At 33.3% G+C, this 14,517-nt stretch carries 12 protein-coding genes and 4 pseudogenes; 6 read left to right on the top strand and 10 right to left on the bottom strand.

Features of this window, described 5'->3' with window-relative positions; all coding sequences use genetic code 11:
• Nucleotides 1-6: 6 nt before the first annotated feature.
• Nucleotides 7-558: a crossover junction endodeoxyribonuclease RuvC gene (ruvC, locus tag P163_RS05235; RefSeq protein ID WP_034888409.1), complete on the bottom strand. Its 552-nt coding sequence runs from the start codon at nt 556-558 to the stop codon at nt 7-9.
• A gap of 123 nt (nt 559-681) precedes the next feature.
• On the opposite strand from ruvC, the gene P163_RS05230 reads away from it, so the two are divergent.
• Complete coding sequence (locus tag P163_RS05230; protein WP_034888407.1) at nt 682-1,812, top strand: glycosyltransferase family 2 protein; 1,131 nt, start codon at nt 682-684, stop codon at nt 1,810-1,812.
• A 93-nt stretch (nt 1,813-1,905) separates the two neighbouring features.
• Here the strand turns inward: P163_RS05230 and P163_RS05225 are convergent, their stop codons facing one another.
• The 4 genes from P163_RS05225 to P163_RS05210 all read right to left on the bottom strand — a co-directional run bounded on the left by P163_RS05225 (nt 1,906) and on the right by P163_RS05210 (nt 5,422).
• Nucleotides 1,906-2,382 (bottom strand): hypothetical protein, encoded by a 477-nt coding sequence (locus P163_RS05225; protein WP_034888405.1) that lies wholly within the window; start codon nt 2,380-2,382, stop codon nt 1,906-1,908.
• A 121-nt stretch (nt 2,383-2,503) separates the two neighbouring features.
• Nucleotides 2,504-3,652 carry a tetratricopeptide repeat protein gene (locus P163_RS05220; RefSeq protein WP_034888403.1) on the bottom strand — a complete coding sequence of 383 codons (1,149 nt, stop codon included), beginning with the start codon at nt 3,650-3,652 and terminating at the stop codon, nt 2,504-2,506.
• On the bottom strand, nt 3,649-5,058 hold the full coding sequence (locus tag P163_RS05215; protein WP_034888401.1) for a M56 family metallopeptidase: 1,410 nt from the start codon (nt 5,056-5,058) through the stop codon (nt 3,649-3,651). Before P163_RS05215 ends, P163_RS05220 begins: the two co-directional genes overlap by 4 nt.
• A gap of 1 nt (nt 5,059) precedes the next feature.
• Nucleotides 5,060-5,422, bottom strand: coding sequence for a BlaI/MecI/CopY family transcriptional regulator (locus P163_RS05210; protein WP_034888399.1), 363 nt, complete (start codon nt 5,420-5,422; stop codon nt 5,060-5,062).
• A gap of 133 nt (nt 5,423-5,555) precedes the next feature.
• Here P163_RS05210 and P163_RS05205 point away from each other — a divergent pair, with 133 nt between their 5' ends.
• A complete protein-coding gene (locus P163_RS05205; protein ID WP_034888397.1) occupies nt 5,556-6,053 on the top strand; it encodes a DUF456 domain-containing protein in 498 nt (165 codons plus the stop codon).
• Between the two features lie 23 nt (nt 6,054-6,076).
• Here the strand turns inward: P163_RS05205 and P163_RS05200 are convergent, their stop codons facing one another.
• From P163_RS05200 to P163_RS05190, 3 genes are all read right to left on the bottom strand, one after another.
• Nucleotides 6,077-7,258 (bottom strand): sensor histidine kinase, encoded by a 1,182-nt coding sequence (locus tag P163_RS05200; RefSeq protein ID WP_034888395.1) that lies wholly within the window; start codon nt 7,256-7,258, stop codon nt 6,077-6,079.
• Nucleotides 7,259-7,412: 154 nt separating this feature from the next.
• On the bottom strand, nt 7,413-8,114 hold the full coding sequence (locus P163_RS05195) for an LrgB family protein (protein WP_034888392.1): 702 nt from the start codon (nt 8,112-8,114) through the stop codon (nt 7,413-7,415).
• On the bottom strand, nt 8,111-8,476 hold the full coding sequence (locus P163_RS05190) for a CidA/LrgA family protein (protein ID WP_081891296.1): 366 nt from the start codon (nt 8,474-8,476) through the stop codon (nt 8,111-8,113). The genes P163_RS05195 and P163_RS05190 overlap by 4 nt, the downstream gene beginning before the upstream one ends.
• Nucleotides 8,477-8,744: 268 nt before the next feature.
• Here P163_RS05190 and P163_RS05185 point away from each other — a divergent pair, with 268 nt between their 5' ends.
• The 3 genes and pseudogenes from P163_RS05185 to P163_RS05175 form a co-directional block, all read left to right on the top strand.
• Nucleotides 8,745-9,509, top strand: coding sequence for a hypothetical protein (locus tag P163_RS05185; protein WP_034888388.1), 765 nt, complete (start codon nt 8,745-8,747; stop codon nt 9,507-9,509).
• A 682-nt stretch (nt 9,510-10,191) separates the two neighbouring features.
• A pseudogene (locus P163_RS05180) lies at nt 10,192-13,080 on the top strand (M16 family metallopeptidase).
• Nucleotides 13,081-13,487: 407 nt separating this feature from the next.
• Nucleotides 13,488-13,721 (top strand): annotated as a pseudogene (locus tag P163_RS05175) (hypothetical protein); the annotation flags it as partial.
• Here P163_RS05175 and P163_RS18070 read toward each other — a convergent pair.
• Nucleotides 13,705-13,851: pseudogene (locus P163_RS18070) on the bottom strand (ATP-binding protein); the annotation flags it as partial. The pseudogenes P163_RS05175 and P163_RS18070 overlap by 17 nt on opposite strands.
• A 55-nt stretch (nt 13,852-13,906) precedes the next feature.
• Here P163_RS18070 and P163_RS18275 point away from each other — a divergent pair.
• Nucleotides 13,907-14,065, top strand: a complete 159-nt coding sequence (locus P163_RS18275) for a hypothetical protein (protein ID WP_156100661.1) — start codon at nt 13,907-13,909, stop codon at nt 14,063-14,065.
• Between the two features lie 88 nt (nt 14,066-14,153).
• Here the strand turns inward: P163_RS18275 and P163_RS05170 are convergent.
• A pseudogene (locus P163_RS05170) lies at nt 14,154-14,429 on the bottom strand (transposase); the annotation flags it as partial.
• Between the last annotated feature and the right edge of the window lie 88 nt (nt 14,430-14,517).

The following is a 14,517-nucleotide window of genomic DNA, read 5'->3' as shown; positions in this document are numbered from 1 at the left end:
CAATGGCTATTTAACTTTTTTAGGATTTTGCTTTACATACGCATCCCAACCTGTGTAGCTTTTTCCTATTTCTACCCTATCTGAATTATAGAAATGACAGACTGCAGCAGCCAATCCATCTGTAGAATCTAGATTTTTAGGCAGTTCTTTCAATCCTAATAGACTTTGAAGCATTCTAGCCACTTGTTCTTTACTTGCATTCCCATTTCCGGTAATAGCCATTTTAATCTTTTTTGGAAGATATTCGGTGATAGGAATTTCTCTAGAAAGTCCAGCAGCCATGGCAACCCCTTGTGCTCTTCCTAATTTCAACATAGATTGTACGTTCTTACCAAAGAAGGGCGCTTCAATAGCGATCTCGTCTGGATGATACGTATCTATAAGTTCTATGGTACGCTCAAATATCAACTTTAACTTCACATAGGGATCGTTGTATTTTTGAAGTAACAATTCATTCAACTGCAAGAATGTCATCTTTTTATTTTCCACTTTTATCAGTCCAAAGCCCATGATAGTGGTTCCTGGATCTATCCCCAAAATAATTCTTTCAGATTTCAATAGCCTTAATTATAAGATTTTATACCCCAAAAACGTATTTTTCATTAAATTCGCGGTGCCTTACAAAGCTACATAATTCAGTTCAGGTAACAGAGTCCTAATTGCGGCTTTAAACATCCCTAAATGACGACGATCCTAATGCTCATATCAATAGTTTATCTGATATTGATTGGGTACTTTATTTACGGTTGGAACAGGCTTCCAATTTTCAAATTACAATACCTTCCTCCACAAATTCAGTTTTCTGTGATCATCCCGTTCAGGAATGAAGAGAAAAATATAAATGAGCTCTTATATTCTCTTTCAAAATTGAATTATCCTAACTCATTATTTGAAATATTGCTTATAGATGATGCTTCAGAAGATCGCTCAAAAGACATTTGCTTGGAATTTCAACGTAAAAATCCGGAACTTCAAATAGATATATTAACCAATAAAAGAAGATCCAATTCTCCTAAAAAAGATGCGATACTCACAGCCATCAACCTCTCTAGTTATGATCATATTATTACCACAGATGCAGATTGTGAAGTGCCAATAAACTGGCTACAGGCTTTTAATGAAAAATTAATTACCACCAAGGCGAGTTTGATTGCAGGACCGGTAGGATTTCCGGGAACAATCCCAACATCTATAGTAGCAATTTTTGAGGAGATCGATTTTATGAGTTTGCAAGCTGCCGGAGCTGCTGCATTTGGTAATAAAAAGGCATTTATGTGCAACGCTGCAAATCTTTGTTACGAGAAAACAGCATTTATAGAGGTAGAAGGTTTTACTGGGAATGACCATATTTCTAGCGGAGATGATGTTTTTTTACTGCAAAAATTACAGGAGCGAAATTTTGCGGTAGCGTATCTTAGATCTCCTGAAGCTGAAATTCTCACCAATTACCAGCAAAATTTTTCATCTTTAATATCACAGAGAATTCGATGGGCCGCTAAATCTTCTGCCTACACAAGCAATTTTTCCAAATTAACAGGGCTTATAGTCCTTTTAATGAATTTATTTCTATGCATTACAGTAGTATTATGCTTTCTAAGCAACATCTCTTATAAGCTAGTAATTATAAGTTTTCTGATGAAGTTTTATATAGACCTAATTCTATTGATTAAATGGAACTTCAATTTTGGAAAATTAAATATTCTAAAGCACTACCTGTGGTGCAGTCTCCTATATCCATTTTTTACCAGTTATATTGCCATCTTATCTTTATTTTCAGGTTATGAATGGAAAGGAAGGAAATTTATAAAATAAATTTTGCATGGTTTTAAGCCTGGGAACTAAAACGAGCTAAATTGAATACGATCCAAAAACATAATTAATAATAATCTATGCTGAATTTCAGAACTACTCTGCTTTTATTAAGATAGGCATTTTAAAGATGCTAGAAACAGGTATACCTCGCTTACTTGCTGGATAGATCTTAGGAAGTGAATCTACACTTTGAGTTAACCATAGTTTAATATTTGGAAGCTGATTGGTTACGGTAGTATCTACAGAGACAGAGTCTATGGTAGGTTTCCCATTTTTAGATATTTCTAAATAAAGAACTAGCGTATCATCTATGGCTTCTGTAACTATAGGTTGTTGCTTCTCTAAATATGCATAAATGGAATTGGCTACGGTAGTTTCAAAACATCTCTTTGCAGCGGCTAATTCTGTAATTTCCTTACAATTCTCAAAAGCCGGATACTCATCTACCTCTTTCCAGTTCAAACTTTTGGTTTCCTGATCGAGCACTTGTTTAGATGAGATCTTTTTAGTCTCAAAATTATTACAGCTAGCCAGTACTACTAAAAAGATTAGGAGTAATGTTTTTTTCATTCGGTAGATTTTCTTTCTTAGAATATTCAAAAATAAGGAAATCCCAACAATCTATAAGCTATTTGCGTTATGGCTTTTAAAGCCTGAATTATATCTATTTAAATAGATTATCTAATTATTGTTATTGGTTTTCTACTTGCAGATGTTGTTCTTTCTTTAGATCTGAAATTCTACTTTGAGCCAGTTCTATTAAACTAGGATTACCATTTTGGCTATAGCTATTAACGTAGTTTTTATAATATTGGATCTTTGATGTGATATCCTTAAAATAATTATCTGCGGCTATTGCTTTTTCATATAGAGCACGCTCATTGTCGGGATTTTCCTCTAAAGCAGCTTCGGTATATTTCAACATATTCTTATAATCTTCCATACCTTTATAGGCCAATGCTAAGCTTAAAAACTCTGCATCTACAGGTTGTTTTTTAATGAGAATAGCCATTAGAAGTTCTATTTCAGATTTCTGAAAATCGCCAATAATTGCATATAGTTTTCCAAGATTGTAATGAGTTTCAGAGTTTCGATCTTCAAATTTCAAACATTCCTTAAAATTTTCTATCGCCTCTTCGTATTGAAAAGATCTATAATAACACATCCCAAGTTTGTTATAGACAAATTCATTTCCCTTACCTAGTGCAACGATCTTTTCAAATTGTTCCATCGCAGCTCTGTAGTATTGTTGATTGTAATAGGTTTGTGCTAGGATAGATAATAAAGAAACGTTCTTTGGATTTTTTTCTAGACCCATTTTTGCAAATTTCTTTGCAAGTGGATAATTGGAATGTGCCAGCTCATGTTTAGCAACTTTAAATAAGGCTTGCTGATGTGTAGTATCCAAAGTAATAGCTTTTCTGAAAAATTCTATGGAAATGGAATCACCTTTAGACTCTTTGATCTCTCCTAGTCTATATTGAAAACTTGCATTTTTTGGATATGCAATAGATAAATTTGTAAATAATGAGTCTGCAGCCTTTATATCTCCAACCTTTTGCAAAAGTTCGCCATAATTTATAGCAGTAAGTACTCGGTTAGGATTTTGAACAAGTATTTTATGATAATATTCCAGCGCAGTATCCCAATCTCCAGATGCTTCGTTTGCTTTAGCTAATCTCACGAATACAGCCTCTGTTTTTGGTTCGAAGGATTTTAATTCTAAGATGGCCTCCTCGTAATTTCCAAGAGCATATAAACTATCGCTAATAGCTAAAGCCGAAGTTTGAGCTTCGGCTTTACCAACTAACACTATTAAAATGATAAAAATTATTCTCATTTAGTTTCAAATACTATTGGAAGTGAATACATAACATTTACATCTCTTCCATTTTGTTTACCCGGAGTCATCTGAGGTAAACTTTCTACTACGCGAATACCTTCCTTTTCTAATTCTGGAGATGCAGCTCTTGCTTTTACATCTGCAATTTTTCCTTCGTTATTTATCTTGAACTGAACAATAACTCTGTTTACTCCGGTTAGACCTTTACCAACTTCCGCATTAAAGTTTTTCATCACATGATCTTGAATTTTTTGGGACATACATTTCTTTTGTTCTTCATTGGAGGATAAGTCTTCACAACCAGGAAATAAAGGAACCTGATCTATAAGAGCAAAAGGAACATCTGGGCCATCCGATGCTGATTTATTCAATATATTTCCTTCCAAGGTAATCGCTAATAATTCTTTAAATCTTACCATTTCTTCTTCTGAAAGTTCTCCTTTTGCTTTAACCGACTGGGTTAAGTTCTCCAATTGTGTTGAAATTGAAACATCCTTAATTTCTGAAGAATTTTCGTCTTTTGTAGAACACGAAACATAGGTAAGCATAACAAACATTAATGGCACAACCATTAAATACTTAAATTTTGCGATGGCTTTAGATTTTGATTTTTGTAACATAACTATTCGTTTTTTGATTAATGAATGATTGAAAAATTGATTGATGAATGAAATATTTTGAGTGTTAAAAGCGCTATTCAATAACTGTTCGTAATAATTGCCTTTATTAGTTGTCTTTACCACATTTGCATCTGCTATAAATTCATGCAAAGTGGCAATTCTATTCTGATAGATATAGATAAGTGGATTAAACCAGAATACGATCTTAAAGATTTCAAAGAAAACAAGATCTAAACTGTGCTTGCCCTGCACGTGTACTATCTCATGAGCTAAGATTTGGGTTCTTTCAGCTTCAGATAATTGATCGCCTAAAAATATAGTTTTGTAGAAAGTACATGCCAAGTTGGATGATGGAACTTCAATAATTTTATAAGTATCAGCTTTAAAGATCAAGTTGAAATTGAACAACTTTCTAAGATTCAAAAATTTTTTAAAAACAATTCCTAAACTAAGCATAGCTCCAAAGACATAAGCCAACATCCACCAATTTATAGACGTAGATTGTGATGACAGATTTACTTCAGGCAATGTTTCTATTGCTTGTAAATTTCCACCTATAATTATCTCTGGTAGCCAAAAACTATTTATTACTGCTGCAGATTCTTGCGGCATCAATTCATTCAACGCAGTTATATTCAAAAATGGTAGCGTTAAAGCTATAATTGGAGTAAGTAGAAGATACCATCTATTGTAATTAAAGAAGGTTTCTTTTTTCAATAAGAGCTCATACACTAGTAAGAACAGTAATTGAAAGAATATGATTTTTAAAATAATAGCTAACATCTTACGAATCTTTTTTATTGATCTCCTTTAAAATAGCTTCCAGCTCTTTAGTATCCAGATCATTCTTTTTCATAAAAAATGACACCATACTTTTAAAAGAACCATTAAAATAATTATCCATCAACTTATTCATACTTTGATTGGAATAAGTCTCTCTATCTACCAGCGCAAAATAATTATAGCCCTTCCCTACTTTTTTATGATCTACAAATTTCTTGCTTTCCAAGATGCGTACTATGGTAGAAACAGTATTATAGGCAGGTTTTGGCTCGGGCATACTATCTATTATAGAGGCAACATTTGCCTCCTCTAGCTGCCAGAGAATTTGCATAATCTCTTCTTCGGCTTTCGTTAACTGCTTCATAAGTACTTTATAAATTGGGATTTTATATCTAAACTAAGAAGCTAATATAAACTAAATAATTAGTTAGAACTAACTATTTAGTTAAAAGATTGTTTTTAAATTGATATTTTAGCTGAAAAAAAGAAAAATTTATATGGATATATTTTTAGTATTACTAGCCGGAGTTTTATTGATAGTGGGAATTTTAGGTAGTTTTTTACCAGTATTACCGGGAGTTCCTGTGAGTTGGCTTGGGTTAATAGTTTTCTTTTTAGCTCCTTCTATTGAGATGAACTATTGGTTTTTAGGAATCACATTAATTATTGCCATTGTAATATTTATACTCAATTTGGCTGTTCCAGCCATGGGAACTAAGAAATATGGAGGCAGCAGATCTGGAATGATCGGCGCCACAATTGGTTTGGTCGTTGGACTTATAGCTCCAATTCCATTTGGAATACTTATTGGACCTTTTATCGGGGCATTCGTAGGAGAGATTGTGAATAAGAGTAATTCAAAATCTGCATTAAGAGCTGCGTATGGATCTTTTCTTGGATTAGTCGCATCTAGTGTTATGGAGTTTCTAGTTAGCCTTGCTTTTCTAATCCTGTACATTTATAAGGTATGGGAATTCAAGGAAGTAATCTTTTAACAACATTTAATTCTTATAAAATTTTACAAGATCTGGGGTAATTCTACCACAAATTCACTTCCCCTACCTGGAACGGAGTAAATCTTTAAATTTCCATGACGCTCATCTACCAGATGCCGCACCACTTTTAATCCTAATCCATACCCAATCTCACCATTGGAACCTGCAGATGGTATAGCTTTACCATCTATTATATTTTGAATCTTTTCTATAGAAAAACCGTTACCAGAATCAATTACCTTTAAAGTTAAGATATTAGAATCTTCATTAAATTTTAGTTCTAGAATTACACGCTCACTCCTAGGTGAGAATTTAATTGCATTAGAAATTAAATTTCCAGCTATTTGTAATAAATTGTCTCTTACCACCATTGTAGTTGAATCTTCAAGGCTAAAATTTACGTCTAAACTTATATCCTTGATTACTGCTTGTGGTAAGTAAAGATCTTTTAACCTATCTCCCAGCTCTTCAAAACTGATTAATGAAATTTCATCATCATTATTTCTATTACCAGATTTTAAGATCTCTGAAGCAAGTCCTAAAAGTGCTGTACTACTTTGGCCAATCATATTTAAATAAGTCTTGGCCTCATCTACCGTAAGTTCTTCTTCGTAAGATGCGAGATTGGTTATACCTAATATCCCATTTACAGGTCCTCTGAAATCGTGAGCTAATTTTTTCTGTGTATGAAGAGCATCCGTAACCAAATTTCTAGCACTTTCTAGATCACGTTTTAAAGCTAGTTTTTCAACTATTTCATGAGCGACTAATTTTAATTGCTCGATCTTTGTAGCTGGTAGTTTTTTTTCAGATTTACCAACTATACAAAGAGCTCCTATTTTTTCCCCGGTAGGAGTTATCAATGGAAAACCTATATAATAGTTATTATCACCAACAGCTTTCGTATTAGTTCTAGAATCTTTTTTAATAGCCGATATTTCTAGATACTCATCTTCTTTAAGAGTGTATTGACATATAGATTCTTCTCTAGGCATTTGAGAATTATAAATACCGTAACAAGAAATTGTCCATAGCGTAAAGTTATCTACCAGATTGATCATAGCCATATCTGTTTCTGCTATTGTTGCCGCTAATTTGGTTAAGTTTTCAAACTCATCTTGCAGCTTGTCATATTCAAGCTTGAATTGATTTAAACTCTTAACTCTGTTGAACTCTAGGGCTACTTCTTCTGGTAATTGAGGCATAAGTTCTAATTAAGCTTTAAGTGAAAAATAGGGCGGTACAAAAGTAAATGATTAAAGGCAAATAGCACGATAAAATATAATTTTTAACCTTACCTCATCATATATCTAACTGTTTATTAACAAATTATGAATGAACACCACAAACTTATCATAATTACCATGTCTTTAATATTTCCAAAAAGATAGGTGCCAAGATAGCCGTAAAAACGCCATTAACACACATGGCCAATCCGCTATATATTCCAGCCAACTTATCAATTTCCATAGCTTTAGCTGTACCAATACCATGTGCCGCAGTTCCTAAAGCGGTACCTAAAGCTCTAGTGCTTGTTATGCCCAAAAATCTCAAAACCACAGGTCCTATAGCATTACCAAAAACCCCTACAGCTATTACTACCCCGGCTGTAATTTCTGGTACACCGCCCAATGTTTTTGTTATTTCTATAGCAATTGGGGTGGTAACAGATTTTGCGACCAAAGAATTTATAATTACCGGTGGTACATTAAATAGTAATAAGATAAAAATCACACTTAAGATTCCGGTTACTCCTCCAACTAAAATTGCAGTAAAGAAAGGTAATAGGTTTTGTTTGATCTCTTCGTATTTTTCAAAAAAGTAAATTCCTAATGCAACTATGGAAGGCCCTAGAAAAAAACTAAGTAAACTTCCTCCCCTATTGTAATCCTGAAAATCGATTTCGGCAATACTTAATATCAGCATTATAGCAACAATAGTAAGCAAAACGGGATTCAATAAAGCGAAATTCCATTTCTTCCGTACCCATAAAAAGATATTATAAATCCCTATAGTAATTAATACTCCAAAAAATGAAAGTAGAATGATCCTAATTGTCATTTTTCCATTTTTTGAAGCACGAGTGCAGTTATATATAACGTAAGTAAACTGCTTAAAACAGCAGCAAAGGTGATAGATATCCAATAATCTTCTATAAGATGAAAATAAGACATTAAACCAACCCCATACGGAATAAAGAAAAGCACCAGATATTTCATCAACTTATCTGAAGCAGGTTTTACATCTTGTAAATTTATAATTCTGAATTTTAATGCAAAGAAGATGAGGAACATTCCAACAATATTTCCGGGAATATATGGAAACAGGAAATAAACTATAATTTCTCCCAAGGCTAGAAACATAAAAATATATAAAAGAGACCTCAATAATGTTAGCCACTCCTTACTTCGCCTTAAGATCATACCCACAGAATTATTTTTTTAATGTTCTAAAATTAAGAATTGAAATAACACAAACGAAATTGGCAGCAACTTCCTTCTTTAAAAAGATAAAATAAGCATATAATCTACTGATATTTAATCATTTAAATAATATTAATTACCGCCTTTATAGAGATTTAATGAATTAAATGTGTTAAATTGTAATCGATAATTCTCCTCCCATTTAATTAAGCCCTATACCTTCTACTCAGAACTTCAGATTTAATATTAACCACCTAAATATATAATCATGAAGAAAGTATTTTTTTTGATCTTATTGATCCCGTTTTTAGCAATGTCTCAAAATAATGCAGAATATGCAATAATGGAGAATACCTTGCTCACTCCAAATTCTGCCGATGTTAAAAAATTTGAAACCAATATAGCCTCTCATAATAAACAGTTTCATGCTGAAGGACCTTTTGGTGCCAGGGTTTATTACATAGCTAGTGGAGAAAATGCGGGAAGTTATATGTGGGTCATGGGACCATTACCTTGGAGCGCCATGGATTCTCGAGATGAATCTGAAGCACACACCAATGATTGGAATAGTAATGTGCAGCCTTACATTAGTAATAAAACGGCAACCACCTATTGGAAATTTGAAAATGGACTATCTAGCTTTCCTGTAGATTTTACACTAGACAAACTACTTTTAGACTTCTATGATATAAAGCGTTTTCAAGGAGATAAAGTAAATAGCGCCATGGAAAAAGTAAAAAAAGTAATGGGCGATGCTTATAAAGATATGGCCTATGGAATTTATATGAATGAAATGCCTTCTACCAAAGATGGCAAAGATATGGTAGCTGTATATTTCTTTGACAAATATTCTTTTATGAGCGAAGATCCAAAATTTGTAGATTCTTATAACAAACTTTACGGTGATGGAAGCTTTAAAAATTTCCTAAAAGAGTGGGGAGAAATAACCGAAGGCGGCAGTACAGAACTATGGATATTTCAACCCAAGCTAAGCGGACTTTCTGGAGAAATTCAAGCAGCAGATAGAAATTAACCATCTTTTTTATAACAGGCATCCTTATAAAATAAGAGTGCCTGTTTTTATCTTTTTCTCACACCAATCAGATTCCATTATAGCGCATAAAAAAAGCTTCAATTTCTTGAAGCTTTTTTTGTTGCAAACTTGCGGTCTGGACGAGACTCGAACCAACCGCATAATCTCTTTATTTATAGGCTTCTTCAGAGCCCTATATTTCGATGGCACCGAATTAGACACCTTTTAACATAGTTTAACAATATCTAGATGAGTGAATACTCAAATAGTAACAATTAAATGCAAATGATGCTTTTCGGATTCTATTTTACAAAGAACAAACCCAATGTCAACCTAAGTTTCAAAGAGGGCTGGCAAATATACAATTTCTTATTTCTTCTATACAAATAAAATTTTCGCTTTATTTCAGATGAAAATTATTTTTTAGATACTAACTAGTTATAAATATTTAATGCTTTCAAACCTTTCTTCGCTAAAACCATTTCTACAATTACAACCTTAACATTATAATTTTCATTGCTAAATTTTATAATTAAACTTCATGATAAGGGAATATTTTACTCCAATTTTATTCAATAGATAGAGAAAAATCAATTTATTTACTTTTTCTGTTATAAATATTCAATTTACTCAAACCCAATTCTTTATATTTAAACCTCATAAAATCAAAACCTTCTAAAAAATGACAAAACCAAAGTTTAAAATGTTGGTAGTTATGCTTTCACTAAGCGTCGTATCACTAATTTATTGTGATGAGTCCCTAGGACAAGAAAAAGCCAATCAAAATTCTGAATTATCAATCGAATTTGAAAAATATGAATTGGATAATGGGCTAAACATTATTCTTCATCAGGACAAGTCCGATCCAATAGTTTCACTAGCCATACAATATGGTGTTGGCTCTAACCGTGAGAAAAAAGGCCGCACTGGATTTGCTCACCTTTTTGAACACATGCTCTTCCAAGAATCTGAAAATGTTCCTCAAGATCAATTTTTCAAAAAGATACAAGATGCTGGAGGTACTTTAAATGGTGGAACATGGCAAGATGGAACTGTGTATTATTAAGTGGTGCCAAAGAATGCTCTTGAAACAGTGATGTGGTTAGAGTCTGATAGAATGGGTTTTCTTATAAACACGGTAACTGAGGCTGCCTTTGCAAACCAGCAAGAAGTAGTACAAAACGAAAAGCGTCAGCGAGTAGATAATAACCCTTATGGACACACTGGCTGGGTGATAGACAAAAATCTATATCCAGATGGACATCCTTATAGCTAGCAGGTAATTGGAGAACTTGAAGATCTTCAAAATGCTACAGTAGCCGATGTAAAAGAATTCTACGATAAATTTTATGGTCCAAACAATGCAACTTTGGTTGTTGCCGGAGATTTTGACAAGGCAGAAACTAAAAAATTGATAGAAAAATATTTTGGTGAAATTAAAAAAAGAGAAGAAGTTGAACCATTAAAAATACAGACGGTTACACTTCCAAAAACCAAGCGTCTTTATCATGAGGATAATTTTGCAACTGCACCTCAACTTAATATGGTTTGGCCGGTAGTAGAACAATTTAGCAAAGATGCCTACGCCTTAGATTTTCTTGGAGAAACACTTTCAGACGGAAAAGATGCACCTTTATATAAAGTGCTTGTAGAGCAAAAAGAACTTACTTCCCAACCTTACGCCTACAACAATCCTAGCCAAATTGCTGGGAAATTTCAGATTTCTGTAACTGCAAATGCAGGTGTAGATCTTGATAGTTTAGAAGCAGGTATTCAGGAAGCTTTTGCTTTATTTGAAAAAGAAGGTATTACTGAAAGAGATATTGAACGAATTAAAGCAGGTCAAGAAACTGACTTTTATAATGGAATAAGCAGTGTTCTTGGTAAATCTTTCCAATTAGTAAATTACGATGTATTTACAGGAGATCCAGGGTACATAGAAAAGGATGTCCAAAATATTCGAGCGGTTACAAAAGAAGATGTTCATCGTGTTTACAACAAATATATCAAGAACAAACCTTTCATACTTACAAGCTTTGTCCCTAAGGGAAATTTAGATTTAATTGCTGAAAATTCAGAAAAAGCGGAAATAGTTGAAGTGAAAATAACAGAAAATGTGGAGTCTGAAGTAGCTGAAGTAAAGCAGGAAATTGAAAAAACACCTTCTAATTTTGATCGCTCCGTTCAACCTGAAATAGGTAGTACACCTAAATTAAACGTTCCTGATTCCTGGAAAGAAACACTAGACAACAAACTTGAAGTTTATGGAATAGAACAAACTGAATTACCATTGGTGAATTTCAGTATTGTGATTGAAGGCGGACACTTATTAGACGATCTAAGTAAAAATGGTGTAGCAAATTTAATGACAGATATCATGATGGAAGGTACTGCCAATAAAACTCCAGCCGAATTAGAGGAAGAAATAGACATGCTTGGGGCCAGCATAAATATGTACACCACTAACGAATCTATTGTAATTCGTGGAAATAGCCTTGCACGTAATTTTGACAAAACAATAGCTTTAGTTAAGGAAATCTTACTTGAGCCTCGTTGGGACGAGAAGGAATTTGCACGTATAAAAACCAGTACTATTAATGGAATAAAAAGGAATGAAGCTAATCCTAACGTGATTGCAAACCAGGTTTACAACAAGATTTTATATGGCGAAGATCATCCATTTGCCTATCCAACTTCAGGAACAGTAGAATCTGTGGAGTTTATTAAAATTGAGGATCTTAAAGAGTTTTATAATAAAAACTTTTCTCCAACGGTAAGTCGTATGCATATTGTTGGTGATATCTCTAAAACTGAAGCATTAAAAGCTGCAAAAAGTTTGGCGGCAAAGTGGGAGCCAAAAAAGGTAACGATACCGGAATTCGACGTTAAAAATGATCGTGAAAAGGCATCTTTATATTTTGTAGATGTTCCTGATGCGAAGCAATCTGTTATAAATATAGGTTACATCGCTTTACCTAGAACAAGCGAAGATTTTTTCCCTGCTGAAGTGATGAATTATAAGCTTGGCGGATCCTTCTCAGGAAATATGAACCTTAATTACGTGAAGAGAAAGGATATACCTATGGCGCACGATCTGGTTTTAGTGGATCCAAGATTCCAGGAACTTTTACTGCTTCCTCAAGCGTTCGTACAAATACTACAGGAGAATCTGTAGGGATTTTTAAAGATGGAAATTGATAAGTATAAAGAAGGGATAACTCCTGAAGATTTGGAATTCACCAAAAATGCATTAATAAAATCTAATGCGCTACGTTTTGAAACTCAGGGATCCTTACTAGGAATGCTACAAGAAATGAGTGCTTACGATTTTGATCCTAAATATATTGAAAAGGAAGAAAAGATAATTGGAGCTATGACTCTGGAGCAACATAAAGAATTGGCACAAGAATATTTAGACGAATCAAAAATGGCATATCTTGTAGTAGGAGATGCTGAGACCCAATTAGAGCAATTTAAAGAAATGGGCTTCGATGAAGTTAAAGTGCTAGATAAGCAAGGAAATGAAATTAAAAAACCAATTAATCTTAAAACAGAAGAGGTTAAAGATTAATTTAGAAATTATAATTAACAAAGAAACCCGCCAAAATGGTGGGTTTTTTATTCTCTATAAGGTAAATAACCCGAGGCTTGCCTCGATAGTAAATGTTGTAAAGTTTGAAAACGTGTTCCACTAAAATTCTCCGTGGGCTTGCCCCGGAGAAATTTTACTGAAATCCCTTTTTTTAAACAAATTTGAGAGTAGTTATTCATAGTTTCCACTTTTTATCCTTCTTTTTATTAAGAAAATATTCTCTTTATCAATTCCAAAAACAATAAAATTAAACTAAGTGCTAAAACTTTTAAGCCGAATAATTTTCATAATCAAATCATTTATTATGTGTATTTGAGCCGAATAAGATATGTAATCGGCTCATGAAATATAATTGGCAACCGGCAGATTGACATCATTTTCGATATTCTTCCGAAGAGGTGGAAGAATTGCTTTACGATTATTCACAAAGAGTAGGAAAGATTTACGGTATCCTAGAAGGATTGCCGGAAGAGACAAAGAGTGAAGCCATCATAGAATTACTGGTTTCCGAGGCTATTAAGATAGATAAAACTCACAGTCTAAAAGAAGCTAAAAAAAAGCGGATTGTTGTGATGCAGAAACATCCATTTTTCGAAACCTACCCTAAAAAATTAAATTAATCGTAGTCCCTCCTGTCTCATTCTCAGAAATCTGAATCTTTCCTTCATGCAGTGTCATAATCTGTTTCGATAAACTTAGTCCTATCCCACTCCCCTCTTTTTTTGTTGTAAAAAACGGAACAAAAATACTTGATTTTAATATTTTAATAGGGTTTAAACTTAATTTAACTGGTGGAAGTTACTCTATGGGGGAAAACGGAATAACATATAACTCTGGTGTAAAAACAAAATTTGAAGTAACTGCTACATCTTATAATGACGTTACTTTAGATATGTATGGAGTTGTTAAAAGAAATGGAAAAGATTTTAGAGGGAGTAGAATAATTTCTAATAACTTAGATTAATTGAGTATGAAATCAAAAATTTTAATTTTTCTTGTTTCTTGTTTTTTGTTGTACTTTAATAGTTAATGGACAAAATTTAAAGACAGTTAGGAACAATCATTGGATTAAAGGAAGCATTACGGTCTCTGGGAACCTGGATCTGGGATTCTCCAAAAGAAGTATGTACCTTTTTCTGACCAAAACCATTACGGGTATTTGGGTTCTCAGATTTCTGGCTTTTTTCATAGCCTAAATGGCCATCGAGTTCTCCTTCGAGCATTTTCTCAATGCCACGTTTCTGAAGTTGTTTTAAAAAGTCATTGAGCTCATCGCCACTTTTGAACTGCTTCAAAAATTCATCGTTAAATAAATCTTCTTTTTTCATAAGGTGTAAAATTTAAAATTAGACAAAAAAATAACAGGGGTCGCGACCCCTGCTATTTTTCTATTTACACACTTTATGAGACAGTGCT

Source organism: Gillisia sp. Hel_I_29 (assembly GCF_000744275.1).
Taxonomy (GTDB): Bacteria; Bacteroidota; Bacteroidia; order Flavobacteriales; family Flavobacteriaceae; genus Gillisia.
This window is presented reverse-complemented; position numbering and strand designations above follow the sequence as displayed.

Excerpts from the sequence above, each read along its gene's own strand:
- P163_RS05230 (WP_034888407.1), top strand. The coding sequence starts at position 682 with ATGACGACGATCCTAATGCTCATATCAATAGTTTATCTGATATTGATT.
- P163_RS05225 (WP_034888405.1), bottom strand. The coding sequence starts at position 2,382 with ATGAAAAAAACATTACTCCTAATCTTTTTAGTAGTACTGGCTAGCTGT.
- P163_RS05220 (WP_034888403.1), bottom strand. The coding sequence starts at position 3,652 with ATGAGAATAATTTTTATCATTTTAATAGTGTTAGTTGGTAAAGCCGAA.
- P163_RS05215 (WP_034888401.1), bottom strand. The coding sequence starts at position 5,058 with ATGTTAGCTATTATTTTAAAAATCATATTCTTTCAATTACTGTTCTTA.
- P163_RS05210 (WP_034888399.1), bottom strand. The coding sequence starts at position 5,422 with ATGAAGCAGTTAACGAAAGCCGAAGAAGAGATTATGCAAATTCTCTGG.
- P163_RS05205 (WP_034888397.1), top strand. The coding sequence starts at position 5,556 with ATGGATATATTTTTAGTATTACTAGCCGGAGTTTTATTGATAGTGGGA.
- P163_RS05200 (WP_034888395.1), bottom strand. The coding sequence starts at position 7,258 with ATGCCTCAATTACCAGAAGAAGTAGCCCTAGAGTTCAACAGAGTTAAG.
- P163_RS05195 (WP_034888392.1), bottom strand. The coding sequence starts at position 8,114 with ATGACAATTAGGATCATTCTACTTTCATTTTTTGGAGTATTAATTACT.
- P163_RS05190 (WP_081891296.1), bottom strand. The coding sequence starts at position 8,476 with ATGATCTTAAGGCGAAGTAAGGAGTGGCTAACATTATTGAGGTCTCTT.
- P163_RS05185 (WP_034888388.1), top strand. The coding sequence starts at position 8,745 with ATGAAGAAAGTATTTTTTTTGATCTTATTGATCCCGTTTTTAGCAATG.
- P163_RS18275 (WP_156100661.1), top strand. The coding sequence starts at position 13,907 with ATGGGGGAAAACGGAATAACATATAACTCTGGTGTAAAAACAAAATTT.